A 25,090-nucleotide genomic window follows, 5' to 3' on the forward strand; every position below is an offset into this window, starting at 1 on the left:
CCTTGCCCGACCTACATATTTTTTTTTAAAAAAATAAGCACAGCTAAAGGAAGGTAATCGGCCATGCCTGAACGCAGGGCATGCAAGGCTTTGGTGAGGTGACCTTCTACGGTCTTTTCGGAGATGTTGAGTAGTTGTGCTATCTCCTTATTGGTCTTGTGCTCGGCTCTGCTCAATTGATACACCGACCGGCATTTGTCGGGCAGTTGATCGATCAGCTTTTCGAGATAGCGTTTGAGGTCGTTAAGAATGATATTGTCCTCGGTAGAATTGTCGGCATCGGCAGACGATGACCGAAAACTTAAATAATTTTCTTCCGTCAACCGCTTCCGGTAATGGTCGATAACGCTGTATCGTAAGGCAGTATGTAAATAGTTAGAAAAACCTGTATTTATCTGTAAAACCTCTCTTTTTTCCCAGATCTTCACAAAGATGTTTTGCACCAATTCTTCGCAAAGTTCAAGGTCAGACAATCGTTTATACGCAGCGTTGAGCAACTTATCCCAGTAACTCTTGTAAAGGGTTTCAAATGCCGCAACACTCCCCTGCCGAAGCATTTCGACAAGTTCATTATCATCCTGTAGGGCACCGCCGCTCATCCGAGACCTTTGATCTTCTTTGAAACTTAGTATTGGTTCGATCGTGTAGAACTACAAATAAACTAAAATTTCAATACTTAACGCTACACCTATCACATGACAGTGTGATGAGGAGGAAGAGTTGCGAATAGTTCAGTGTGATCAGTTTAGGAGACCTTTTATAAAACACACTAAGCAAAAGCCAAGTATAAATACAAAATACTATTAATCAATACGTTGAAACTTACCATCAGGCTTCAGATGATAGACCACGGTCGAGCTTTCTGTCTTCGCATTCTCGAGAGTACCCGTAATATCGCCTTGCTCGTTGTAGGTGTAGTGATCCTTGCTGTATGAAGTGATCGATATCGAACCATTCTTTTGTATCACAAAATCACGGTGATATTCTACCTCGAATGTGAAACGGCTATCCAGTAACAAAGCGTCCTGCAATTGACCATTGGGGTTGTAGCTATTCAATTGTATGTTAAGCACACGGCCATCGTTCTCTCCTTTTATGGTGTAGATGATCACTTTAAGGTTCACCTCGCCTAAATGGAACTGGTTAGCGTTAACATACCTATCGCCTGGTTTAATGTCGTACCCGAACGGGCTTTCGTGTACGGGCACGATCGGTTCGTCATAGGAGGCCAATTCAAAGCCTTTGGGGACGACCAATTGATGATCACCGCCTACCGGCTCACGCTGATAAAAATTGGCGAATCGCTTTGATGATATGGGCCATTGAACATCTGTCGAACTGGTATGCTGATCAGTGGCAGTTGGTGCTAGGGTCACCGGTGATAGAAACACCGTGTCACGTCCACTCTTAAAATGCTCTTGCATTTGTTCGCCGCTGTGTATGATCATTGTGCGTGCGGTATCTGGCTGGTAGCCTTCTTTAAAGAACGTGATCACGTCAGAGCTAACATCATCAGTCGTTATCTTGAAATAGCCATGCATATCGGATTTCACTTGCAGCCCATGGTAACTGACAATAACATCCCGTAAAGGTGAATGGGTCTGGCGGTCGTAAACGTAGCCTTCATAAGCGTCTTGCCCACAGGCTGAAAGCAGACAAACGCCCAATAATGTTACAGCAATTCGTGATAATGATAAAGCGGTTTTTAAGGTCATTGGAAATGATGGAAAAGTGAATGTAAGTATTTTGTAGTGATACGGTCATGATCCGCAAGGCTCTAACAAGGAAACCACCAGTGCAACTTGTAAAGTTTACCGTCCTTTATGAACAACTCGATATGCCCATCAGATACATTATTACTATCTTCTCTCAGTATGGCCACCTGCACTTGGCCATCGCCCATTACATCCGCCGTGCCGATCTGCTTACAGGCGTTCGGGAATATCTGCTTTAGACCGGCCATCGTGGTGTGGCCGTCAAGCCGGTATCCCTTGAACATCAAATAATAGCCATGGGCAAAGTTCACTTCGTCTATCGCCACCTTTTCTTTTGAACATTCGAACCGTGAACCGCTCTTGAAAAGATATCTGGCACCTGGGTCCACAGAACCATCCGCTTCCTGAAATATGTTGGTGCAAGGCTCTTCTTCAAGGAGTAATTTGGTACTGTCGGGCTCGCCAAGTGCCTTGCGGAACTCCTTCAGAGAGAAATAGCGCGGTAAAACACCATTTAAACGAATGTCCTTTTCCTTCATCACCTCGTTCAACGTATCGCTTGCCAACGCTGCCGTTGGTGACCGCAAGGCATTAGAGACAGGTGTATCATTGACCGCCTTTACAGCTTTTGGTGCTTTATCTACCTTCTGTGCTGACCGCTCGGGACGGCTGTCACATGATATGATCGAACAGTACAGGACTAGTAACAATCTCGATAATAAGCTTCCTCTCGTCATCGCCCCTAATTAAAGCATTAATAATAATTCACCAAACAGTGATATTACCAAAACGGTTCTTACACAAAATGGTTTATACGAGATCATGTTGACCAACAGATCATACCATACGAAGATCTATCAGATCGTGGTCAGGTACTGGCTTATTGACCTGTTGATCAGCGTGTCCTTATACATCGCTTTTAGACTGACCATTATAAACATCGCGGCTGCTGGAAACAGCTTCTCGGCTACAATATTCTCCATACTTGATATCTTGCTAAATTTGGTCTTCTCCCTGATGTATCTCGTAACCATGGTAGCCTGTTCTCTAACCATATTTTTGAACCGCATCAAAAAGATCCGAGACAACGGATCGCTCTCCTGGCTGAGTTTTTCCGGCTTACCTTTTTTGCTGACCACAGCACTGATCATCACCTTTTATCAAGACGGCCGGTCACATAAGGTCGATCTCACTACTAAAGCTTTGCTCTTTTCGGCGATATATGTGGTCAGCACCACGATGCTCTTCTTCAGCTTCCAACGCCGATATCGTGCACTGTCGAAAGCGATCAATATAGACCGAAATGCTATACCCCAAACGTAATAAGACATGACATCTACCCAAAAGCTCAGATACATCGATGCCGCATTGATCGCCCTGATCTTGATGATGACCATTACTAGCTGTCATCAAGATCGAAGTGAATCTACCGCTAATAATGGGACTAAGCGAACGGTCGACAGCGGCAAGACCACCAAGTCCACGCCAAGCAAGATGGGCATAAAATTACCATCGTCATTCGTGGTCAGTTGTGGTTCAGGGTGTGCCATGACGTACACACCTACAAGAGTTACAGGTGCTCTTCCTAACATCACCGTTTCGTTCAAAGTAGATATGTTCATGAACGACCAACTATCTGATACTTATACTGAGGTCTACGTATTTGCTTACGACCCATCTGATCACATTCGAACCATTCATCTACAGGGAAAAGAAGAGAGCGTACTCACTACCTCACCACCTTCCGCACAAAGGTCATTTGCTCAATTTGCCGCTGAGCTGATCAGTAATGATATTGATAAAGGATCTGTAGCGTCATCCAAAATGATTTATGACCGAAGGACCGACCCATCAAAGGCGTTCTACACGACAATGCCAACTGCCTCTGTAAAAGGCTTAGACAAGTACAGTTGTAATGAGGCGGAGACGCGCTATCTTTCCCTGCCATCCCCCGTCAGCGTCAGGCTTATTTTGGTTCCGCAAGACTGCGGCGATATGAGCTACCGGTATTATTTGATCGCCATAAAGAACGGGCAAGTGACCGGCAACCTGTACGTTGAAGGCGAATGGTACGAACCTGATGGCGAGGACGACAAGGAGACCAGGCATTTTGCGATCACGGACAACTTCCAGATCATAGTGACCATTACAATAGCAGAGCGTTCAGTTGAAGAGCGTTATCATGTTGAAGAAGATGGAACGATCGTGAAGGAGAAAGGAAAGTAGGATCGCTGCCACAACGTAATACTGTTCCGCTTACATACCGTGCGTTGATTGAATACAAGTTGGCGTTACGATGGCTTTGTAAGCCATCATAACGCCTGTATTAACATTGTAATTTAGCTTTCTTATTGATCAAGCGGTGTGGCGGCATGCGTATCACTAATGAATAGAAAGGCGTCAAAATGATCACTCATGTTTACTTTATCGTAAGTGGAAGCACCACTTTTAGGGGTGTATCCTACAAAACGCATTGGCTTGATCAACCTATTATTATTGAACTGGTCAGGAAAGAAATAAAATGCCGGGATCTTGGTGTCCATCAATGTCTTTTCCCATGAATCCTTTAATGGGGCCTCCAGTGCATATGCTTTCATTGGGTTATCATAAGTGTCGCGCGGCTCTGTTGTGGCTGCAAAAGTGCCTGTGGCCGTTCCGGTCCCTAACACAAAGTACTGATCAGGGAACATCTTTCTTAGGTAACCACCGGTGCCGCCTACGGCCCCCTGGTAGATCGGCTTTTTCGCCACATGCCCGTCGTGTGCCCAAATGATCATTTTGGTACCTGGAGTTCGCATCATCGCCGACACCGTGTAAGCCATATTGCTGTCGCGACTGGCCTCTGCTTTTTTGGCCCGAGAGGCGTAGAACGGGGCAAAGGCCTGCCGTAAATTAGTGATCGCGAGCAAGGCATCATTCTTTACCTGTTGCGGCAATTCGATGGCCTCAAGCTGCTTGCCTAATTGCCCTGCCAGCAAGTAGCCGCTATAGCTGCTTTTCTCAAGTGAGTCGTAATTTAACCTATAGTCGGCCCGGTTCAATCCATACCAGGCCTCGTCTTGGAATGTTGCTGCACGCAAGATCGGTCCGTTCAACGTGTCCAGCAAAGCAGCCGCTTTGGTGCCGCTAAGGAGCTCTTTTAATACGGTGACATCAGGTCGTGAAAAAACGTAGTCGATGCCACTGATCACGACCTTACGACGATGACCTGCATTGTACTTTTTCACCCATTGCAGAAGTTCTTTGGTCTCTTTGTTTTGCCATATACTGAGCAGATACTTTTTCATCAAGCTGTCGATATTCGACCGTTTAGGCAACTCGCGATCCAAAAGCCAGCAATCGCTCAGGTCATTCTCAAATGCGATGCGATCAAATCCTTTCTCTTCCACCAAAATACGGGTTATCCAATACCGGAGCTTATAGAACTCGGCGGTACCATGCGTGCCCTCGCCCAAGGCCACGATCTTTTTGGTAGCCATTACTTTGGTCAGCGGAGCTATAGATCGCTTGAGATCTGTATAATTATTTGTTTTGATCGCTTTTAACGCCTTTGTATCGACGGATGCACCATCGTTCACCTGTGCTTTCAGTGTTGCCAAGGAACAGATCAGTGTAAGCAGAATGACTATAGTTCTTTTCATGTATTTGTTATTAATGATGCAAATGAAAAGAGTTAAGCATTAAGATGGAGCGATCGGCCGACCGAACGCACGGCCCGCACGTCAGAACCGGCACGATCGGTTTTCGTCGTGTAAAAAGCAGTTTTCGTCGGATAGCCTTGTATTAAATAGACCGATGAGTCTTAATTTAGCGATGTGCTAAAAAGCTTTAAGATCACCTTCCCCGCGGTTTTTGAGATACTTGTATGGATATTCTACGTGAGTATCTATAAGTACTCCTACCGTATCGAGCATTCAGGGCTTCCGCACCAGGAGGGTAATAATTTTCCTTACCTTGAAATATGTCTTTACAGCATTTTCAGTACATTATACCTGGTACCCTACTACCGCTGGGCTGTACCTCGATTACTTGAAAAGAAGCGATATTGGCTCTTATTCTGCCTTACGGCAGTATCGTTGTCATTGGTAAGCGTGTATAACAATGCTGCAATTGCCTGGATATTCCAATTGTTCAAACAAAATGGAATAACCCGATCGTATTTTGCCGGTTTGACAAAAGTGCGGTATGTGGACCTCGACCTGGCGCTCACCGATCTGTTGGCTTTCTTTTGCGTGGCCTTTGCCAGGTATTCATATAAAAGCGAATTGAAGCGGCACAGCGTGGAGACCGACCACTTGAAACTGCAGTTGAACATGCTCAAAACGCAATTACAACCGCATTTCCTGTTCAACACTTTGAACGGCCTGTATGGCATGAGCCTTACCGGCTCGAAAGATACGCCCCGATTCATACTGCTGCTATCGAATATGATGCAATACATTTTGTATGATTGCGACAAGGAGTTCGTTAGCTTGGCCGATGAGATCGATTTTTTGAAAGGTTACTTTGAATTGGAGCAAAAAAAATATCCCAGTGTCAGCATTGAATTACTGACGCCGGCCAACGTACCTGACATACAGATACCGCCGCTCTTGTTCCTGCCCCTGGTCGAGAACAGCTTTAAACATGGCAAACATAAACTCACTGACAACGCTACCGTGATGGCCGAATTAAAGATCCACAACGATAGATTGAGCTTTTCAATAATTAACGATATGATGGGTAACGCACCTGTACTACCAACACCAGATCGTGTTGGCGGCATCGGCCTTGTGAACGTTAAAAGGCGACTTGAGTTGTATTACCGTGGCATGCATCAATTCATCACATCAAATGCTGATGGAAAATATGTCGCCGAAATTTTGATAGAACTGATATGAAATGTGTGATCGTTGACGATGAGCCATTGGCTCATCAGGTGCTGGAACATTACATTGCAGAGACGCCCGGACTACAGTTAGCGGCCAAGTTCAGGAACGCTGTCGACGCGTTCGAATATTTGAGCAAGCATACGACCGATCTGTTATTCCTCGACATTGAGATGCCCTTGGTGAACGGACTTCATTTTTTGAAAGCCTTGTCTACACCTCCACCCACTATCTTCACTACCGCATATAAACAATATGCCTACGAAGGTTTTGAACTGAATGCCGTAGACTATTTGCTTAAACCTTTTGCATACGAACGTTTTGTAAAAGCTGTAGAGAAGGCCAAGAGTGCATGGTCACAAACCACCCAGAATGATGTGGATACCACTACCCTGCTAGTTAAGGATCAGCAAGGTACACTGATACTCAAGCAAAACGATATCCTATATATTGAAGGTTGCCGCGATCATGTAAAGATCAATACCACGTTGGGAACGCACGTCATTTATCATACACTTAAAGGGATATTGGACAAACTGGACACTAAGACGTTCATTCAGGCGCATCGCTCTTACATCGTGAATAAACATCACGTTAGCCGTATCCAACAGGACGCGTTGATCTTAAAAGATCAGACCTTTGTGCCCATCGGGCTCTTGTACAAAAAGCCGTTGTTGGAATTCATCCACAATTAGTTCAGGTTCGTCACTATCTACGTCGAACGGCAAGTATACGAAACGATGCGGTCCTGATCACTGAGCATTACAACGCTCATTGACCAACGCTATGATCTCTTCCTTTTGAGCCGTGTTGAAGGGTATCGCCCTGATATCTTTTTGAGCATTCGCTTTGAAGTGAAGCCTGATGAGGTCTCCGGCCCATTTACTGGGTATGAGTTCGGCTTTTACAAGATCACGATATGGCACGAACACCATCGATGCTTCGAGGTAAAATATATTGAACAACGGTTTTACCCTTGACGGCTTTCCATCGCCCCACGGCAAATAGTGAAGGCCGTGTTCGTCAAGCTTTAACCAGACGATGTTACGAGCTTTGAGGAGATAAGCCACGCCACTGACCAGGATGAGCAGGTCAAGCAGGCCGATCATGATCTCAGGAAATCCGGTGAATAGCCTAAGAAAGAAGTTAAGCCCCGAGATGACCGAGCCGTCGATCAAAGAAAATATCATCACAGGCAACAAGCCTACGAACACCATCAAAACCCCTATCGTGATGGCTCGCCATGCCGGAAAATAGTATTCCTTATTCATCACTTTAACTAACGGCACAACAAAGCACGTTGTTTACTGACGACAAGCCAACTGATCACTTAAAGCTTTTCGACATAGCGTGGTGCAGCCCCGAAGCCGACCAGTAGCCGCTACCGATGATCCTGCGGATGGTGAAGAGAGGGTCGTTGGCATCACGCTTTTCGGCCAGTTGGAATGCGGCCTTGAAGCCATGCTTTTTAAGCTCTGGCAGCACCGACATATTCCAGAGGCCATAAGGGTAAGCAAAGTACTCTACCTTTTTGCCCGTCAGTTTTTCAAGTGTACGGGTCGGCTCATCCACCTGCACGGTCCAATCGTCAAGCTTGGGGTCAGTGTTGTGCTTGTACTTCACCACCATCTTGTGGTCGTAGGTGTGGCTGCCGATCACATGCCCTTCTGCCGAAAGCTGCTTTACCTGGTCCTTGGTCATGTATCGCTTATGACCTAATGCAACGGTCATGATAAAGAACACCGCCTTAAAGTGGTACTTTTTCAATTCCGGATAGCCTACCGTGAACTGGTCCAGGTCGGTATCATCAAAAGTGATCATGACCGGGTTTGTGGGCAATGCCTTGCCTTGGGTCAGGTAAGCAAGCAGGTCATCGGGCAGTATGGTGTGATAGCCATTGTCGGCCAGCATTTTCATGTGAGCTTTAAAACGGTCTACCGGACAGATATCGTCCTTGGCTCTTTTAGAGTCTTTAGCCGTCCAGTTGCGGATCTGGTGATAACAAAGGATCGGCACCTCTTTGCGAGCCATGATCTCCGCAGCATTAGCGGCCCTTTGTTCAGATGGATATGATGTTGTTTTGGAGATATCAGTAGCACCGTTGGGACCGGTGACCTTTTGTTTGGCTGTGTTTTGATGGCATGAAGTGGCAATTAACAAGGTGAGTGCACACAGCACTAACCTGAGCAGATCCTTACGCATTATACTTGAAGTTGGTGAAGCAATTACGTGGTAAATATACTCCACCGACCGATCACACACCAACTATTTTGAGCGTTGCATAGCATAGGATCAACGGCAGTACCTTACGATCTTATCTGTCATCGCTATTTTGACGACAACTCGTCAATTGACTGTTTGATCTGCTTATCAATGTTGGCCATTTGCACCGAATTAGGTTGAGAATCGCTCGCGTAAGCATCATACATCAGCCTATAACTTTGTATCCTCAACTGGCAGTACTTAATAAGTCCCTTGTTTCGTTGATGAATGTCATTTGACACGTCAAGCTTGTCAAGATCCTTGATCAGGTTGATACCTTGGTTCCAGTAAACGATGCCCTTTTGCAATGCAGGCAATGCTTCGGCTAAAGGCTTACCGCTGGTATCGTTCACTATCTTCACGGCCTTTTCTTCCAGTTCAAAGAACGAATCGATACGCTTAAAATAGATCGCGTTGCCGCTACGTGATGTATATACGCATGCTAACATCGTCCCCGCCATGATGACCACACTCGCCGCTATGGTCACCCTTTTGTTGATCGCTCGATCATCAGGTCTTTTTAAACCGGGCAGGTAAATATAACCGACCACCGCACCACTGAGCAGCCCGCCTATGTGCGCTGCATTATCGATGCCGCTTTTCAGGCCGCCGTACACCAGATTATAGATCACGAACATACCGATATTGGCCAATAGCCCATTGCGCATAGAGCGCTCCACATGGTTAGTACTTAGTATAGCGAGGAAAACACCATAAAAGCCGAATATAGCCCCTGAAGCACCTGCACTTATGGTTTGATCATGCCACCATATACTCACCGCGCTGGCCGCTATACCGGTCAGGATGTAAGCCGTTAGAAACTTTACTTTGCCGAGGAACGGCTCCAAAAGCACACCCACAAATACGAGCGCGTACATATTGAGCGCCAGATGAATGATACCGAAATGAATGAAACAGTTGGTCAGTAAGCGCCACCACTGCCCATCAAGGGTGGTAGTGGTAGAATTGGCTCCCCAGGCAAGGACACTTGGTCCCGTAGGCTCAAAAACAGAGACCCCGCTGCATACCATGATGAGAAAGATCAGCACATTGATGATAACCAGTATGGGCGTGAAAAAGTAGTTTTCGGTAGGCTTAAAAAAGGAGAAGAATCCTCCGACCGCCCCGAATTTTGGTCGGATATCGGGCTTCAAAGTGTCTTCATAGGGAGGTATGAAGTCCTTTTCATACGCTTTATATCGTTCATGGACCTCATCCTCAGTAAGTGTGGTGCTGAGTTCGGTGAAGGTCGCCTCGAACTGATCGATCGCACGTTCGGCCTGGCCGCTATCAGTTGCTAGACTGGAGATGGGCACACACTTGATGTGCATTTGATCGGCGCCCACATTGATGGTGAACTCACCATTCCATGAATGCTGTGCATTGTTGCTATAAGCGATCACGCCCGCATCTGAAAGGAACCGGGTACGCCAATCCAGAGATTCTATGGCACCGAACGCCGATACTAAGCTTCGCTTCTGGCCAAGGCCCTCGATGTTTACCGAACGTTCTGATGTTCCCATACTATGATGTGTGTAAGGTCATTTATTTACAGCTACTAATATAGGCGCTTTACGTTGCGGTACGCTATCAGGACCTAAATTGTGAACGAGCCATTACTTTATTTTGTAAGTGAGCCATATCGCATCATCTTCGATGCGTATCACCTGTTCTAACTTGAATAAGGTAGCACCACCCTTTTTTACTTTAGGGTCTATTTCCAGGAAGGTTGAACTGTCTGAGCTACCATCGGCAATGGGTAACAACACCTGATGCAATTCGTCTATAAGGCTTTCATTCAAAAAGCTTCCATTCACGTGACCACCGCCCTCGAGCATGAGTTTTTCGATACCAAAAAGTGAGTAAAGCTTTTTTACGGCTACCTTGATATCGACCTCTTTTTCCCCAGCAAAAATATACGATACACCGATGTCTTGTAAATGGGCAAGGTAACCATCCTTAACCCCTTCGGTCAGGATCGTGATCACGTGGTCGCCTTCCATCTCCGAACTTTCCCACCCCAACTTTCCACCACCATCGATGGCTATGGCGAATGATTCGGCTTTGGCATTGGCCACATAATCTTTACGGTCAACGTCGTGATGGCCTTTTTTGATGACCGGCTTGGCAAATTCGGTAAAGTCCTTTTCCATGGTAGTGCGGCCCACGATCCAGGCCTTCACTCCTATCTCTTCGTGCACTTCCTCAAATTTGTCTTTCAGTTTCTCAATGGCTGGAGCATTGCCCCATTTCTCGGTCAGTATCTTTCCATCGAGCGATGTCATCATTAAACAAATGATGTATGGTCTGTCTTTCGGCATTTTATATTACGTAAAGCGTATTGGTGTATCGACCTAACATCCGAAAGCGTTGCGATGTTTCGGGTAGCGTGAGACATCAGCATACGTATCAAGCCACTGGATGTCCAGAGGCTCTGTCGGTTGCGAAGTGAATGGGTGAAATGCCGAATTTTTTTTTAAAAGCGTTCGAGAAATGTGAGAGACTCTCAAAGCCCAGGTCGAGATAAAAAGTAGATGGACGTTGGTGTTTGGTCTCGATCAGATACCTGGCCTCGTTCAACCGCTTATCTTGAAGCCACTGACGCGGCGGTGCCCCGAACGCTTTTTGAAAGTCACGTTTAAAACCTGCCAAACTACGCCCGGTCAATTGCGCAAATCTTTCAACCGGGACGTTGAACCTGAAGTTGCTCAGCATGAATTTTTCAAGGTCGATCTTGTGGGGTTGTGAAAAATCGAACAAGAAGTTGCGCAATGCAGGCATGGTCATCAATAACAGCTTCACACACTCTTTGACCTTCAGTATGCCCAGACCATCGGTAACCGCTGCCCCTGCGTTGCGGGCGTACGGAACGATGGACCGGAAATAACCTTGCAGGTAATCATTATTGGGGATGATCAGATTAGGCAGACCAGCATATTTGCGGTCCGCCTCTATCCTTTCTTCCAGAGCTATTTTCCGCAAAACCTCCTCCTGTAGTGAGATAACGATCGTTTCATAATGGCCACCCGGCAGCGGTGTTTTGCTCAGGGTGCCCAACTGGTCTTTACGGATCAGAAGCATTTGCCCGCCGGTCATGGAGATGGTCTGATCAGAAGTTTCTAAGACCAAGTCTCCCGATACTTGCAAGATCAAGGTATGATGGTTCCATAAACAAACCTTCTCCTTTCGCTTGGCCGATAGGTACGAGTAAAAGATCACACCGGGCAATATTTCTTCTGGACTGGTCATATTAGCGCTGCAAATAAGTGCCTCCATGTATAGCACCTATGGCAAAAGTAGTGTTTAAAGTGTTCATTTCTTCTGCAGTGAAGGTGATATCCATGGCAGCCATGTTTTCCGGTAAACGCGACCTGCGGCTCATGCTTACCAACGGTATGATGTGTTCGCCCTGTTCTTTTACCCATGCTATGGCCACTTGTGTAGGTGTGCAGCCTTTGCGAGCGGCCAACTCCTTCAATACCTCAACTTTTTGCAGGTTATGTATCAGGTTATCACCCTGAAAACGAGAGAAAGCATGACGATGATCATCATCAGCAAGCGGCGCCTTCAGTTCTCCTGTTAATAACCCTTCAGCTGTATTGGCAAAGGCCACCACGGCGATGCCTAATTCTTTTGCCGTGGGCAACAACTCGTTCTCGATCTGCCTGTCGGCCAAGGAGTAACCGATCTCGAGTGCGCTGATCGGGTGTACATCGTTCGCAGTGCGCAACTGTTCTGCAGTGATCTCAGATACGCCGATGTAACGTACTTTTCCTTCCTTCACCAGGTCGGCCACAGTGCCTATGATGTCCTCGATAGGCACGCTACCGTCCATGCGGCTGGGTTGGTAAAGGTCAATGGTATCGACCCCCAAACGGGTGAGTGAGTAATTGATAAAATTCTTGATAGCTACTGGTCTGAGGTCCATACCCAACCACTGGCCGTTATGGAAAATGGCACCGAACTTTACGCTGATGAAAGCATCATCGCGCCTGCCCTTGATCGCTTTACCGATCAGCATCTCGTTATGACCGGCACCGTAAAAATCACCGGTGTTCAGCAGGTCTATCCCACTATCCAATGCCTCGATGATGGTCGCTATGCTTTCTTTCTCGTCGGGCGTGGGTCCACCCCAAATGCTCGACATACGCATACAACCCAAACCGAGCCGCGACACGAGTGGCCCATGGTTACCTAATCTTACTTTTTCAATGTTCTTCATACAACAAATATCTTCACTTCATATCCCTATCACTTGTCTGCACGGCTCGATCGCATTGTCTGTACGGCTCAATGTGGCCACTTTGTCCAACTGTTAACGTTGCTCGAACCAATTGAATAAAATAGCGTTTATATGAACGGTTATGAATAATATCAGAAAAAACCTTTACTACGCTGGGGCGGCCGGGCTGGTGATCACCTTGATAGGTGTCGGCATATCATCATGTGTATCCATCCCGAAAGGCGCCAAAGCTGTGCGGCCTTTCAACAGATCAAAATACCTGGGCAAGTGGTACGAGATTGCCCGCATGGACTTCAAGTTCGAGAAGGGACTACAACAGGTCACTGCCGAGTACTCACTCAAGGACGAGAATGTGATCAAAGTAGTGAACAGGGGCTTTGACCCCAAAAAGCAGGAGTGGAAAGAAAGTGTAGGTAAAGCTAAACTGGTCGGCGATAGTGACGATGCGCGATTGAAGGTATCCTTCTTCGGTCCGTTCTATGCCGGTTACAATGTGATCGAGATCGATCTTGAATACCGTTACGCCATGGTAGCTGGTAACAATACCAAATACTTGTGGCTGCTATCGAGAGAGCCTACCATGCCGAAAGAGGTCATAGACCGTTACCTTGAACAAGCCAAAACATTAGGATTTAAAACAGAAGAACTGGTGTGGACCAAGCAGGATAAGTAAAATATTTACAAGTAAATAAATTTGAAAGCAGCTTACGGTCAGCAACTGCAAAAGAGAACATGCATGACGTGTATTCCTAAAATGTTTTGATCATATCTTAACTAACAAACAATTGTTCGAGTTGGCCAATGGGTTCCATTCAACTATTGTTATCATTGTAAATACTATCTAAATAAGCGAATTTGTCTGCCTCCTACTTACAACCGTCCCAGATCACTAATGAGCACATGGTCATTGCCCTGCATCAGGTGAAGCTTGGTTTTTGGGAGTGGGACCTGGCTACCAACGAATTGAAGTGCACTTTACAGAACAAACTCAACTTCGGTTACAGTGAGAAAGACAGTTTCACTCTGGAAAGTGTAATTGCGGCAATATTACCGGAAGACAGGATGCGGCGTACAGAAGCCCTTGAAAAAGCAATGGACAAGAACTTCGGGGTTTATTCGTTCGATTGCCGGGTTAGGCATGCCGACCAGCGTATACATTGGCTACAGATCAGCGGTACCACCATATTTGATGACGATGTCCCACGCCGGATAATAGGCACCAGCCTCGACATCACTGAAAAGAAGGACCTGGAGATTCTACGCGATGAAGTACTCAACATTGCCAATCACGAACTGAAGACGCCTTTATCAGCCGTTAAAGGTTATTTGCAACTACTACACCGCTTTGTTGCCCGGACAGGAAACGAGCACTATGAGCAGATCGCCTTCAGGGCATTGAACGCTACGGATAAGATCACAAGGCTTTTAAATGATGCGCTGCAACCGGATGCTGTTCAAGCGAATGAGATGGTGCTTCGTAAAGAAGAGGTAGACATGAGGACGCTGGTTGAGGAGGTGATCGCCAATACTATGCTGGTGAATCAGAGCCATCGCATTGACCTTACTGTTGATGGTAACCTCACCAAGATAGAAGGCGACCGTTACCGTTTAGGCCAAGCGCTAACTAACGTGATGAATAATGCCGTTAAGTACTCACCAGACCATGACCAGATAGACGTAGCATTGAAAGCGACCAACGACGACATCAAAGTTACTGTCAGAGACTATGGTATAGGTATACCTGACGGCGAGCGTGACAAGATCTTTAGCAAGTTCTACAGGATCAAGAACGGCTATGACTCCATAACAGGTAGTGGGATCGGCCTGTTCATCACTTCCGAGATCATTGCCCGCCATGGAGGCAAGATCGAGTTCGAGCAGGCAGGGTCAGGAACAGGCACTATATTTAACGTTACACTACCCCGCCGCTAACCATCGGGCAATATTCGCTCACGATCCTGATCAGCTCATCTATATCGAACGGCTTGGCCAAAAAACCATTAGCCCCGGCTTCCATTGCCTTTTGATTGCCATCACTACTGGCCGAAAAGATCACCACTGGAATATGCTGTAGATTAGGTAACTTTTTCAAAAATCTAACCAGCTGATCACCAGTGATCTTAGGCATCCACATATCTAACAGGATGAGGTCGGGCTTAAAAGCCTCTGCTTGTCTGATCAGGCGGGTGCTATCGACCTCAGTGGCCACCTCATAATCGTCCTCTAATATCAACGACGTCAGATCAAGGATGTCCTGGTCGTCGTCGCAGATCAAAATTCTTTTCTTTATCACAATGTAACGTATGGAATAGTAAAATTAAATACCGAACCCTGCCCCTCCTCGCTTTCTACCCAAAGCGTGCCATTATGTTCGGCGATGATCTGGTTAGATACATATAAGCCTATGCCCAAACCCTGGAAACTGAACTGCACATTATCTGACCGGTAAAAGCGCTCGAATATTTTTTTATGGTCCTCTCGCTTAATGCCCACGCCACTATCGGTAACGGCCACTTTGATGAACCCGGCCAAAATATTCAGATGAACACCTATCTCTTTAGCTGATGGCGAATATTTGATCGCGTTGGTGAGCAGGTTGATCATCACCTGTTCGAGTCTGAAAAAGTCAGCCTTTACGGTGCGGCTGGCATCGCCGGTCACCACGATCTCGTGCGTATCGGTGGTCTCGCGTACGGCCTCTACCGAATTGTGCACCACCTCCATAAAGTTGAACTCGGTCAGGTTGAATTTCATTCGCCCCGACTGTATCTTGGATACATCAAGCAGATCGTTGATCAGTGCATCTAACCGATCGATAGACCGGTTGGTGACCGCTAATGAACGCAGATCGGCATCGCTGTTATTCTTCTCTGCCCGTTTGGTCAATATCTGTATGTGCCCTTTTATAGTGGTCAGCGGCGTCTTCATTTCATGACTGGCCACCGTAATAAAATCTTCTTTGCGTTGCTCTACTTCACGCCGATCGGTAAGGTCCTCCATAGCCAATAGTATACGGTCCTTGTATTTACCTTTCAGTTTGATCTGACGGGCGTTAAGCACCAGCAAACGTTTACCGATCTTGGGGAAATGATGCTCGATCTCGAAACCTTCAAAGGGATTATTGTGCGGCAATATATCCTCAAGCACTGCCCGTAATTCCGGAACGTCCCAGGCGCTATCGCTGATCTCATATAGCAATTTGCCCACTACATCCTTAGCTTCGAGCTTAAAGAACTTGCAAAAGTGCTCGTTCACAGATAACACTTTGATCTGATCATCCAGCACCAACAAACTTTCACGAATGGTCTCCACTATACTACCAAGATAATCCTCACTATCCTGGAGCTCTTTGGTGCGGCTAACCACCCTGGTCTCCAGCAACTCCTTTTCGGTCTGTAGTTGCTGCTCTGCATCACGCCTGCGGGTCACATCATTCTGCACGCCAATAAAGTGCGTCACGTTACCCTCTTGGTCTTTTACAGGTGATATCACCAGCTGATTCCAAAATGGGGTACCATCTTTTTTATAATTACGTATCTCAAGGTTACAGTGCTCGCCTTCCTCTATGGTGCGTCGAATGACCTTACGCTGGATCTGATCACGGTCTTTGCCCTGTAGGAACCGGCAATTATGCCCAATGATCTCATCGTGGCGGTAGCCTGTAAGCGTTTCAAAAGCCTTATTACAGTAAATGATCGGATTATCGGGCTGACGATTATCAGTGATCACGATGCCATTAACAGTAGCATCCATTGCAGTAGCAAATAAACGAAGGTCGAGGTCTTGAGAATCTGAAATACTTTTAGGCTTTTCGCTCATAATATAATTTCCGGACACTTATATGTCCAATATATTACAACACAAAGCCCTATAAGTTTAAGTGATGTTATTTTATATTGACCTTAAATATGGGGCTGGAGCACATGATGTCTGTCCGCTTGATCCACCCTCTTTTTAATGCGCATCTGTTCTTGGCAAGGTGAACCAGAAGGTGCTTCCTTCACCGATCCTGCTTTCCACACCGATCTGTCCGCCATGGCCTTTAATGATATTAGCGCAAACGTACAGACCCAGCCCCATACCCGAATATTTCCCGCTTCCCATATCGGCCCGGTAATATCTGTCGAACAAGAATCTCAGCTTTTCTTCGGCAATGCCTTTGCCCTGGTCGGTGATGCTGACCTTGATATTGTTATCCTCTGTCCTGACATCAATGAGTAGCAACTTCGAGTCGCTGGCATACTTCAGGGCGTTGTTGATCAGGTTAACGAGCACCTGCTCGATCTTGCCGGCATCTGCATATACCCAAGCTTCTGAACTTCCGTTGAGTTGAATAGTGCTGCGCTCGTTAGAAAGTTCGACCGTTGCGTCCCTGATCAGTTGCACCATATCGAACAATCTTGCACTGATGGTCAGCTGACCCAACCCGATACTATTGGCATCCAAAAGATCAGCAATGATCTTATTTAGCTTTTTAACGTTCCTAAAGCAGGAGGTCACCAGTTTGCCAAGCGGGCCATCGACAGGCTGGCTTTTCAATACCTCACGTTCAATGAACTGTATATTGGCCGTTAAGCTGGTAAGCGGCGTTTTAAGTTCATGGCTGGCGATATTGATAAAGTCGTCCTTTTGTTGTTGCAGCATCTTTTGATCATTGATGTCGGTACAGGTACCGAACCACTTCACGATCTTGCCATGCTCATCAAAATAGGGAGCCGCACGGCCAAGTACCCAGATGTATTCGCCGGTGTATTTACGCAGGCGATATTCTATTTCGTACGGCGTTCCGGTCTGTAATGAGTGGCGCCAGGTGTTCCATGCCCTTTGTTGATCATCCGGATGGAAAACATTGTTCCAGCCCTCTCCTTCGGTCTCCTCAAAGGTAGTTCCCGTGAGGTCATACCAGCGCTGATTATAATACTCATGCATCCCGTTAGCATCCGTCACCCAAACGATCTGAATAATAGAATCGGCCAGTTGCCTCAAAAATTTTTCACTTTGCCTGATACGTTCATCGGCCATCTCCTGCTCGGTCACATCGATCAGGCTACCAACGAATTCTACAGTAGAACCATCTATTTGCAATGGCACTACCTTCATGGTCACCCACCTCGCCTCACCATGCAGGTCAATGATCCGGTACTTGGATTCATATGAACCTGTCCTGCCTACAGCATCATAAAAAAGTTCGCGTTGATGGCCCACATCCTCAGGATGTATGGCCTTCAAATGCCCTGAACCCAGATTCTCTTCCAAGGTAGTGCCGGTGAAACGCATCCAGGTATCGTTAACATATATACATGATGGGCCAGCGGTACGCCACATCATGAACGGAGAACCATCAGCAAGAGCTTTGAAGTAACGCTCACGGGATCGGAGTAATTTGCTTTCGGTAACATCGGTTATGGAATGAATGATGTACTCCAGTTTTCCGTTAATGACCACCGGGTTATTGACCGTTAGCCAAAATCTCTCAACAAAATCCGTTGAACCCGACAAACGGATCGGATACCGTTGAACTGGCATTTCATGCCGCGCGTGTGTGGCGATCACTTGCGCAAAAGATGCTGTAAGGTTCTTTACACCATCGGCTATCTCATCGCCCGGAGCGTCAGGGAATACTTCAAATATGCCCCTGCCAATTATGTCCTGGCGTTCGGTATCGGTGGCCTCGTTGTAGGCTTCGCTGATCTCGGCAATGGTAAACTTAGGGAAATCAGGCAGCAGGATCAGGTAATTACCAGGCAAATTGTTGATGATCGCCAGTAGCGCGTTAGGATCTTTAACCTGAGTAATGTTCACTTGATCTTTTTTGGAGTAAATGTAAAAGTTAATTCCGGTTCTGAGCTAACTAGGTTCGCTTAGTTGAGCCGGAGCAACCCTTGATATCTCCGATAAGGCAGAGCTCGATCCCAGCGGTCAGAGGTTAGACCAATAAAAAAGGCCGGGTCTACCGGCCTTATCAAGTTACTGTCATTTAGCTCTTTTTAGAAGCCTTTACGCAATTTGGTACTGTTTTACCATTCTTCTTTTTGGTTCCTTGTTTCTTGTATCCTGACCAGCAGGTACTTTTCTTTTGTTTCGTTGCCATAGGTTAATATGTTAGATGTACGGTCTACTTATCAACTTCGATACCATACAACCTTTAGGGTTGATCTGTATGCGAAAAGCCTAAGCCGATGCGTCAAGGATACACCTGATCGTATATTTTTAAATTCATTTGATAATATTTAAACTCCAGAAATAAATATTTACAGCGCTGGCACAATACATGTTATTACTACAGCAATTATTTACTTAAATTTCAACATCATGCCTACTAAAGCAAAAAACAACAAGTCAGATGCATCAAAGGAAATGCGCGACCCAAAAAATTCTAAACAAGAAAAAAGCGCAGCCGCAAAAGAATTAAGCAGCGGTAGCAAAAAGAAACACTAATAAAAAAGGCGGTGATGATCTCACCGCCTTTTTTATTTAAGGTTAGTTGAACTCAGTATCTCTTCAACGAGTCAAACGTTGAGCACGCTTTTGATCTGCCCCGCAAGCCAAGCTGGATCTTCTAACTGTAGCAGGTGACCTATTCCCGATGTCCAAACCACGTCGGTTCCCTCCGGCAAATTAGGTATCGTCTCTTGCTCGGTCATTTGCTGGGTAATAGCCGGGTCGTCTGACGAAACGATGAGGGTGACCGGGACATCAATGATTTTGGCGTGGTCAGCTATAGACCGGTCCATCCCTTCAATGATCCACCATCGCCAGGTCTTCTCGTCCACTACTAATTGCGTTTCTATAGCGGTCTGTGAACGTTCGCCGGTCAATTCGCGCACTGTGCCATTCTGTACGGTGGTAGCGGCCTCATTGCGATCCGGATGTATCAGCATGCGTTGTTTCTCCTTTTCAGGCATACGTTCCACCGTAGGCGGCGACGGCGCCGTTAAAATCAACCGCTTAACTTTTTTGGTGGCATAACGCGACCGATAGGCCACTTCCATCGCGATCTTACCGCCCATGGAATGTCCTACAAGGATGTATTCATCTTTATCCAAATGCTCGTCCAAATAGGCGATCATATGATCGGCCATGGCAGCTACCGAAATTTTAGGCAGCGGCGCAGTGCCACCGAATCCGGGCAGATCGAGGGGCAGGCATTGATAAGCTTCGCCCAACTCATCAATTAACCATTTCCAGCTCTTTGCCGCACCTCCAAAATAATGCAAAAACACCAGGACCGGCTTGGCCGGTCCTGGTGTCATTTGGTCGTTAATATTCATGCTGGCTTAGAAAGCAGATTCAACTGCACCACCGTCTACGCGGTAGTTGCTTCCGTTCACATAGCTGCACAGGTCTGAAGATAGGAATGCGATCACCGCCGCTACTTCTTCAGGCTTACCACGACGGCCCACCGCAATGTGTGGACGCTCGTTAGCCAGGAACCATTTAACAGCCTCGTCGCGATCGGTGCCGCGTTGTTTTGCCAGTTCGTCCATCATGGCATTGGTCATCGGCGACTCTACATAAGCTGGAGACACACAATTGAACAACAATCCCTCTTTTGAATAAGAGCGTGACAAACATTTGCTCAGGTTAATGATACCGGCCTTGCACGCGTTGTACGGGCTCTCTTCTTCATAAGGCTGATAAGCGTTCTCTGAAGCGATCAGCACCACCCGGCCCCAGCCACGTTCCTGCAACTGCGGAATAAAGGCCCTGCACAAACGTACCGCACCCATAAGGTCGGTATTAATGGTATTCATCCAGTCCTCGTCGGTAAGGGTCAGGAAGTCACCTGCAGCGCCTCTGGCACCTGCACAGTTGATCAGGATGTGCGCCCCGCCAAAATGGCTCTTCACCTGATCGGCAAAAGCCATTACGCTTTCGTTGTTATCCAGATCGCATGATAAGGCTAACACCTCAGCATCCGGAAACTCTCCTTTAAGTTTTTCTGCAGCCTCTGATACGCTGTCTTGTTCTTTGTCGGCTAAAACGATAACGGCACCCTCGGCCGCCAGTAGCTGGGCAGTGGCAAAGCCTATGCCCGAGTCACCACCGGTGATCACGGCTACCTTTTTCTGAATGTTGAATTTCATAAGTATAGATTAGATAGCCTATGAACTGCATGAAAGTGAGTTTGTTTGCGTATAAATCCCCAACCTCCTGCATGCATGTATACGTAAAAACAAAATACAACCTATTGCTCTAAGTATTTAACGCACATCAAAATGAATTCGGTGATCTTATTTGGACAGATCCGGGATCTGAAATAAAAGAACAAAGCGAGTGCCCTGCCCCACCGCTGAGGTACCGGATATTAGCACGCCGTTGTTGGTGGCGAAGTCCTTCACCAGGTGCAGCCCCAGCCCTATCCCCTTTTCGTTTCGGGTGCCGTAGGTCGACGTGTGTTCATGTGCTCCTTGTAGCAGTTTTTCCAATTTGTCCTGAGGCATGCCAATGCCGGTATCCTGTATGATGAGTTGGATCGTCTTGCTATCCGTTCGGTATGAAATGGTGATCAGGCCGTGCTCGCGAGTGAACTTGATCGCATTGGAGACCAGGTTATGGATCATGACCCTTACCTGATCGGCGTCGGCCATTATCGGTGGTACATCCTTTTTCTGATGCTCGATGATGATCTGCTTGTAGCGGGCCGCAGCAATGAGCACATCGATCACCTTGTCGGTCTTGGCCAACAGATCGATCCTGACCGGATGATAATTGACCCCACCCATTTGATTAGCTGCCCACAACAAGGTGCTATCGAGCATGTTGGAAGCAGTGTTCACCTGATCAGCAAGGGCGTTCACCACAGGGAAAAGTTCATCCTCGCTGATGTCGCCACTTTTGAACAGGTCAAGCGTATTGGTGATAGCGGCAAAGGGTGCACGAAGGTCATGCCCAATGATGGACAGCAAACGATTGTTGTCGCGGTTGATGGAGCTTAGTTCCTCGTTCTGAACTTCAACGATGCTTTTTTGCTGCAACACGGCCTCATTCTGCTCCTGTAGCAATTGATTGTTCCTGGCGGTACGCTGATGACGGCGGTAGAACATGAAGGCGACCAAGCCCAGTAATGCCAACGCGATCAATATCACCGCAATGATCAGCCGGTCGATCTGTCGCTGCTGAGCCACCAGAGTGATCTGCTTTTGCAGGTTATCATTCTCCATCGACCGTTCCTTATATTGCAGGTTGCTGATCGCTTTTTCTTTGCTGGCGTCGAACAAACTATCGCTGTACAGCTTGTATGCCAACAAGCGCTGGTAGGCTTTATCCCGATCACCCATGGCACGGTACGCCTGGTGTGCTATGTCAAGCGCCTGGGCAGCGTCCCACTTGGTGCCGGTCCTTACGGCGAGCTGAAAGGCCATATCGGCATAAGCTGCAGCATCGCGATAGCGTTTTTGGGCCGCCCTGATCTTGGCCATACCTGTGCCCGCAAAACTGTCCTCCCAATCGCTCCGGTATCTTTTATCATTCAGTACCGCCATGAACTGCGCTTCGGCCTTTAAAAGATCCTTCTTTTTAAAGTAGTATTCACCCAGATGGTTGCGGCCCATGGCGATCAGGCGCTTAACGCCCTTATCCACACTGATCTTGAGCGATCGTTTTACGTAATATATCGCACTATCCAGCCGTTTGAGGTCGGCCTGGGCCATGCTAATGTTCAGCAGGTTGGCAGCCACGCGCTCAGGTCTGTTGTTGGCAATGTTAAGCTGTTCTGCTTTTTTGAAGTAGCCGATGGCGATGTCGGCCTGCTCCTGCGCCAGATCCACCAACCCAATGAGGTTCACCGCATCCGCCACGATGCTCATATCCCTACTGGCCTGACCAGCCTGATACACCCGAAGTGCACCGTCCATAGCTTCGGGGTAGTTGCCTTTATGGTAATTATCCTTGGCACTTTCTAAGATACTTTGCGTATCGGTGCCTGACCGCTGCGGACGCTTGCCCGCAATGCCATCGAACGATACATCGATGACCAGGACAATGATCAAGAATAGTAAGCGAAACCGGAACATTATCACAGATTTAAGACCGATCCTTTAGAAACGGAAGTTATACATCGATCAACAGTGATCACCAAAAAGCTTAATCTATCAGATACGCTCCAATACAGGCTTAGTCACCTGCCCATTCATTGTACGGGCAGGTGCTCAAGTATGTTCTATTTTACTGGCGTTAAGCGATACAGACCCGCGCCATGCTGGGGTAACTTACGGCCGAAGGTGCCTTTGAATACACCCAGATTCTGGCCTGTCCATAGGTCACGTACTTTGAATTTGTTGCCTAATGGCTTTAGGTCGATGTTCACCGTGGCAGTGTCTGACACTTCTTTGTTGCCCTTGTCAACCAACACACCAAAAACGACCGAGCCTTTATCTTTGGTCACGATCCCGGTAGTGCTGAACGAGTCGTAGCCCTCGGGCAGATCATAGACGATGACCGACTCCGCATGGGCGCCTATGCCTTCCACCTTCTTGTTATCGATCATGATGGGTTTATCGTCGCAGGTACGGTTTACCCTTGCTTCGCCCCAGCCCGAGGTGGCCGACACCCACTTAAGCGAGGTGAGTTTCAGATCACCTTTGCGGCCATGCAACACAGGGTCAGCCCAAACGATGTGATCCAGCTCATTGCCATTACCACCGTCCTTAACGAAAAGAACAAGCCTTTTACCGCCCTTGACCGACACATCGATCTTTTGCGAGCCGCCCATGCCAGCGATCACCGGACTGGCGTAGTCGGCGTTCTGCAGGTCCAACCCGTCGCCGTTGCTTTGTGCGTTGAAAAGGGCCACATACTTGTCTTTACTGTTCGGCACGTCGGCCGCCCATATCACCAGATTCTTGTCACGCGACACCTGCCGGTTGTTCGTGCTATGCTGATTCACGTTCAATACGTTTCGGTTGGTCAACAGCTTGGTGGTCAGCGGGTCAAGCTTGGTCATATCGCCACCAAAGATCAGTGGCGAGCGGCCTATGGCCCACAAGCTCATCAGTGTATACTGCTCGTTGGTGGTGAACTTTGTCGGTCTTTTGAATTCGATGATACCCAGCGGCAACATATCGGCATCAGGAAAATGGCCCGGCCCGCGGAACGGGGTCCATACGTCCAAACGTTCGAACATGGCCAGCAATGCGCCCCAGCGGTCCCAAAAATCGTCAGTGATGCGCCACATATTGGCGTGTTCGCTCACGTGCTTGCCCTCTTTGATCGGCGTTGCACCAGGCGAAAGGCTCAGCACGATATGACGTCCCGACCTGTCGATCGCTTTTCTTAACGCTTCTATCTCCGCTTTCTGAACGTCATCATAAGGGCGCGAGATATCATCACATTTGATCAGGTCGACACCCCAGCCGGCATATAGGCCAATGATCGAGTCATAATAAGCTTGCCCTTCGGGCTTGGTGGCGTCAACGCCATACATATCGGGGTTCCAAGCACAGCGCGAATCGGTACGCGCAATGTCCTGTGCTTTTACCTTGGTGCCTAACACCGGCAGGTTCTTCTCCACGGCCTGACGGGGAATGCCACGCATGATATGTATGCCGAACTTCAATCCTTTGGAATGCACATAGTCGGCCAATGGTTTAAAGCCTTTGCCGTTGGCGGCAGAGGGAAACTTTTTTAGTCCAGGAGTAAGACGGCCGTACTCGTCCATGGTCAGCGTTGCCGTGGGGTCGTAAAAGTGACCTTTAGCCTCGGGTTCATACCATTGAATATCAACGGTGAGATACTTGTATCCGCTTGGCAACAGAAATTTTGCCATCGCATCGGCCTGCTCTTTCACCTGTGGTTCGGTGATGGAAGTGCCGAAGCAGTCCCAACTGTTCCAACCCAATATGGGTGTAGCGGCCCATTCTTTAAAATTCGCCTTTACAGCGCGCGGCTGCGCAAAACAATCGAGTGAACAGGCTACGGCAATGCCAAGGAGTATGTATCTTCTCATATAGTTTATTAGGGTTTTCGCGATCAATGGGCTGAGCAAATGGTCAGCTGGCAGG

At 47.4% G+C, this 25,090-nt stretch carries 24 protein-coding genes; 7 read left to right on the top strand and 17 right to left on the bottom strand.

The genetic code is table 11. From position 1 onward, the window contains the following. Positions 1 to 11 precede the first annotated feature (11 nt). From LLH06_RS13125 to LLH06_RS13135, 3 genes are all read right to left on the bottom strand, one after another. Complete coding sequence (locus tag LLH06_RS13125) at positions 12 to 599, bottom strand: RNA polymerase sigma-70 factor (RefSeq protein ID WP_228169741.1); 588 nt, start codon at positions 597 to 599, stop codon at positions 12 to 14. A 204-nt stretch (positions 600 to 803) separates the two neighbouring features. Beyond that, on the bottom strand, positions 804 to 1,541 hold the full coding sequence (locus LLH06_RS13130; RefSeq protein WP_228169742.1) for a hypothetical protein: 738 nt from the start codon (positions 1,539 to 1,541) through the stop codon (positions 804 to 806). A 236-nt stretch (positions 1,542 to 1,777) separates the two neighbouring features. Continuing rightward, positions 1,778 to 2,425 (bottom strand): hypothetical protein, encoded by a 648-nt coding sequence (locus LLH06_RS13135; protein WP_228169743.1) that lies wholly within the window; start codon positions 2,423 to 2,425, stop codon positions 1,778 to 1,780. A 112-nt stretch (positions 2,426 to 2,537) separates the two neighbouring features. Between LLH06_RS13135 and LLH06_RS13140 the strand changes: the two genes are divergently transcribed. Both LLH06_RS13140 and LLH06_RS13145 read left to right on the top strand, forming a co-directional pair. Continuing rightward, positions 2,538 to 3,038 (top strand): hypothetical protein, encoded by a 501-nt coding sequence (locus LLH06_RS13140; RefSeq protein WP_228169744.1) that lies wholly within the window; start codon positions 2,538 to 2,540, stop codon positions 3,036 to 3,038. Between the two features lie 6 nt (positions 3,039 to 3,044). Beyond that, positions 3,045 to 3,941 carry a hypothetical protein gene (locus LLH06_RS13145; RefSeq protein WP_228169745.1) on the top strand — a complete coding sequence of 299 codons (897 nt, stop codon included), beginning with the start codon at positions 3,045 to 3,047 and terminating at the stop codon, positions 3,939 to 3,941. A gap of 122 nt (positions 3,942 to 4,063) precedes the next feature. Here LLH06_RS13145 and LLH06_RS13150 read toward each other — a convergent pair whose 3' ends face one another. Further along, the gene (locus LLH06_RS13150; RefSeq protein WP_228169746.1) at positions 4,064 to 5,356 is read right to left on the bottom strand and encodes an erythromycin esterase family protein; all 1,293 of its coding nucleotides are present in this window, start codon (positions 5,354 to 5,356) and stop codon (positions 4,064 to 4,066) included. 174 nt (positions 5,357 to 5,530) lie between these two features. On the opposite strand from LLH06_RS13150, the gene LLH06_RS13155 reads away from it, so the two are divergent. After that, complete coding sequence (locus LLH06_RS13155; RefSeq protein ID WP_228169747.1) at positions 5,531 to 6,595, top strand: sensor histidine kinase; 1,065 nt, start codon at positions 5,531 to 5,533, stop codon at positions 6,593 to 6,595. Further along, positions 6,592 to 7,278, top strand: a complete 687-nt coding sequence (locus tag LLH06_RS13160; RefSeq protein ID WP_228169748.1) for a LytR/AlgR family response regulator transcription factor — start codon at positions 6,592 to 6,594, stop codon at positions 7,276 to 7,278. The genes LLH06_RS13155 and LLH06_RS13160 overlap by 4 nt, the downstream gene beginning before the upstream one ends. Before the next feature lie 57 nt (positions 7,279 to 7,335). On the opposite strand, the gene LLH06_RS13165 is transcribed toward LLH06_RS13160, so the two are convergent. The 6 genes from LLH06_RS13165 to LLH06_RS13190 all read right to left on the bottom strand — a co-directional run bounded on the left by LLH06_RS13165 (position 7,336) and on the right by LLH06_RS13190 (position 13,067). After that, positions 7,336 to 7,872, bottom strand: coding sequence for a hypothetical protein (locus LLH06_RS13165; protein ID WP_228169749.1), 537 nt, complete (start codon positions 7,870 to 7,872; stop codon positions 7,336 to 7,338). Positions 7,873 to 7,909: 37 nt separating this feature from the next. Continuing rightward, on the bottom strand, positions 7,910 to 8,785 hold the full coding sequence (locus LLH06_RS13170; RefSeq protein WP_228169750.1) for a polysaccharide deacetylase family protein: 876 nt from the start codon (positions 8,783 to 8,785) through the stop codon (positions 7,910 to 7,912). A gap of 125 nt (positions 8,786 to 8,910) precedes the next feature. Next, positions 8,911 to 10,368 carry a rhomboid family intramembrane serine protease gene (locus tag LLH06_RS13175; protein ID WP_228169751.1) on the bottom strand — a complete coding sequence of 486 codons (1,458 nt, stop codon included), beginning with the start codon at positions 10,366 to 10,368 and terminating at the stop codon, positions 8,911 to 8,913. 93 nt (positions 10,369 to 10,461) lie between these two features. Further along, the gene (locus tag LLH06_RS13180) at positions 10,462 to 11,166 is read right to left on the bottom strand and encodes a dihydrofolate reductase family protein (protein WP_228169752.1); all 705 of its coding nucleotides are present in this window, start codon (positions 11,164 to 11,166) and stop codon (positions 10,462 to 10,464) included. Between the two features lie 88 nt (positions 11,167 to 11,254). Continuing rightward, positions 11,255 to 12,094 carry a helix-turn-helix domain-containing protein gene (locus tag LLH06_RS13185; protein ID WP_228169753.1) on the bottom strand — a complete coding sequence of 280 codons (840 nt, stop codon included), beginning with the start codon at positions 12,092 to 12,094 and terminating at the stop codon, positions 11,255 to 11,257. A gap of 1 nt (position 12,095) precedes the next feature. Beyond that, positions 12,096 to 13,067: an aldo/keto reductase gene (locus LLH06_RS13190; protein WP_228169754.1), complete on the bottom strand. Its 972-nt coding sequence runs from the start codon at positions 13,065 to 13,067 to the stop codon at positions 12,096 to 12,098. Positions 13,068 to 13,209: 142 nt separating this feature from the next. Between LLH06_RS13190 and LLH06_RS13195 the strand changes: the two genes are divergently transcribed. Further along, positions 13,210 to 13,761, top strand: coding sequence for a lipocalin family protein (locus tag LLH06_RS13195; RefSeq protein WP_228169755.1), 552 nt, complete (start codon positions 13,210 to 13,212; stop codon positions 13,759 to 13,761). Between the two features lie 182 nt (positions 13,762 to 13,943). Continuing rightward, positions 13,944 to 15,020, top strand: a complete 1,077-nt coding sequence (locus tag LLH06_RS13200) for a PAS domain-containing sensor histidine kinase (protein ID WP_228169756.1) — start codon at positions 13,944 to 13,946, stop codon at positions 15,018 to 15,020. On the opposite strand, the gene LLH06_RS13205 is transcribed toward LLH06_RS13200, so the two are convergent. From LLH06_RS13205 to LLH06_RS13215, 3 genes are all read right to left on the bottom strand, one after another. Then, positions 15,001 to 15,381, bottom strand: coding sequence for a response regulator (locus LLH06_RS13205; RefSeq protein ID WP_228169757.1), 381 nt, complete (start codon positions 15,379 to 15,381; stop codon positions 15,001 to 15,003). The two genes, LLH06_RS13200 and LLH06_RS13205, sit on opposite strands and share 20 nt — an antisense overlap. Next, positions 15,378 to 16,907 carry a PAS domain-containing sensor histidine kinase gene (locus tag LLH06_RS13210; RefSeq protein ID WP_228169758.1) on the bottom strand — a complete coding sequence of 510 codons (1,530 nt, stop codon included), beginning with the start codon at positions 16,905 to 16,907 and terminating at the stop codon, positions 15,378 to 15,380. The genes LLH06_RS13205 and LLH06_RS13210 overlap by 4 nt, the downstream gene beginning before the upstream one ends. 135 nt (positions 16,908 to 17,042) lie before the next feature. Then, positions 17,043 to 18,890 (bottom strand): PAS domain-containing sensor histidine kinase, encoded by a 1,848-nt coding sequence (locus LLH06_RS13215; RefSeq protein ID WP_228169759.1) that lies wholly within the window; start codon positions 18,888 to 18,890, stop codon positions 17,043 to 17,045. A gap of 510 nt (positions 18,891 to 19,400) precedes the next feature. Between LLH06_RS13215 and LLH06_RS20710 the strand changes: the two genes are divergently transcribed. Next, positions 19,401 to 19,526 carry a hypothetical protein gene (locus LLH06_RS20710; RefSeq protein ID WP_262909331.1) on the top strand — a complete coding sequence of 42 codons (126 nt, stop codon included), beginning with the start codon at positions 19,401 to 19,403 and terminating at the stop codon, positions 19,524 to 19,526. Positions 19,527 to 19,597: 71 nt separating this feature from the next. Here LLH06_RS20710 and LLH06_RS13220 read toward each other — a convergent pair whose 3' ends face one another. From LLH06_RS13220 to LLH06_RS13235, 4 genes are all read right to left on the bottom strand, one after another. Continuing rightward, positions 19,598 to 20,359, bottom strand: coding sequence for an alpha/beta fold hydrolase (locus LLH06_RS13220; RefSeq protein WP_228169760.1), 762 nt, complete (start codon positions 20,357 to 20,359; stop codon positions 19,598 to 19,600). A 6-nt stretch (positions 20,360 to 20,365) separates the two neighbouring features. Further along, entirely contained in the window at positions 20,366 to 21,175 is an 810-nt protein-coding gene (locus tag LLH06_RS13225; RefSeq protein WP_228169761.1) for an SDR family NAD(P)-dependent oxidoreductase, read from the bottom strand. Between the two features lie 147 nt (positions 21,176 to 21,322). Beyond that, positions 21,323 to 23,104 (bottom strand): sensor histidine kinase, encoded by a 1,782-nt coding sequence (locus LLH06_RS13230; RefSeq protein WP_228169762.1) that lies wholly within the window; start codon positions 23,102 to 23,104, stop codon positions 21,323 to 21,325. A 146-nt stretch (positions 23,105 to 23,250) separates the two neighbouring features. Beyond that, the gene (locus tag LLH06_RS13235; RefSeq protein WP_228169763.1) at positions 23,251 to 25,035 is read right to left on the bottom strand and encodes an NPCBM/NEW2 domain-containing protein; all 1,785 of its coding nucleotides are present in this window, start codon (positions 25,033 to 25,035) and stop codon (positions 23,251 to 23,253) included. Between the last annotated feature and the right edge of the window lie 55 nt (positions 25,036 to 25,090).

It is taken from the genome of Mucilaginibacter daejeonensis, from assembly GCF_020783335.1.
Lineage (GTDB): Bacteria > Bacteroidota > Bacteroidia > Sphingobacteriales > Sphingobacteriaceae > Mucilaginibacter > Mucilaginibacter daejeonensis.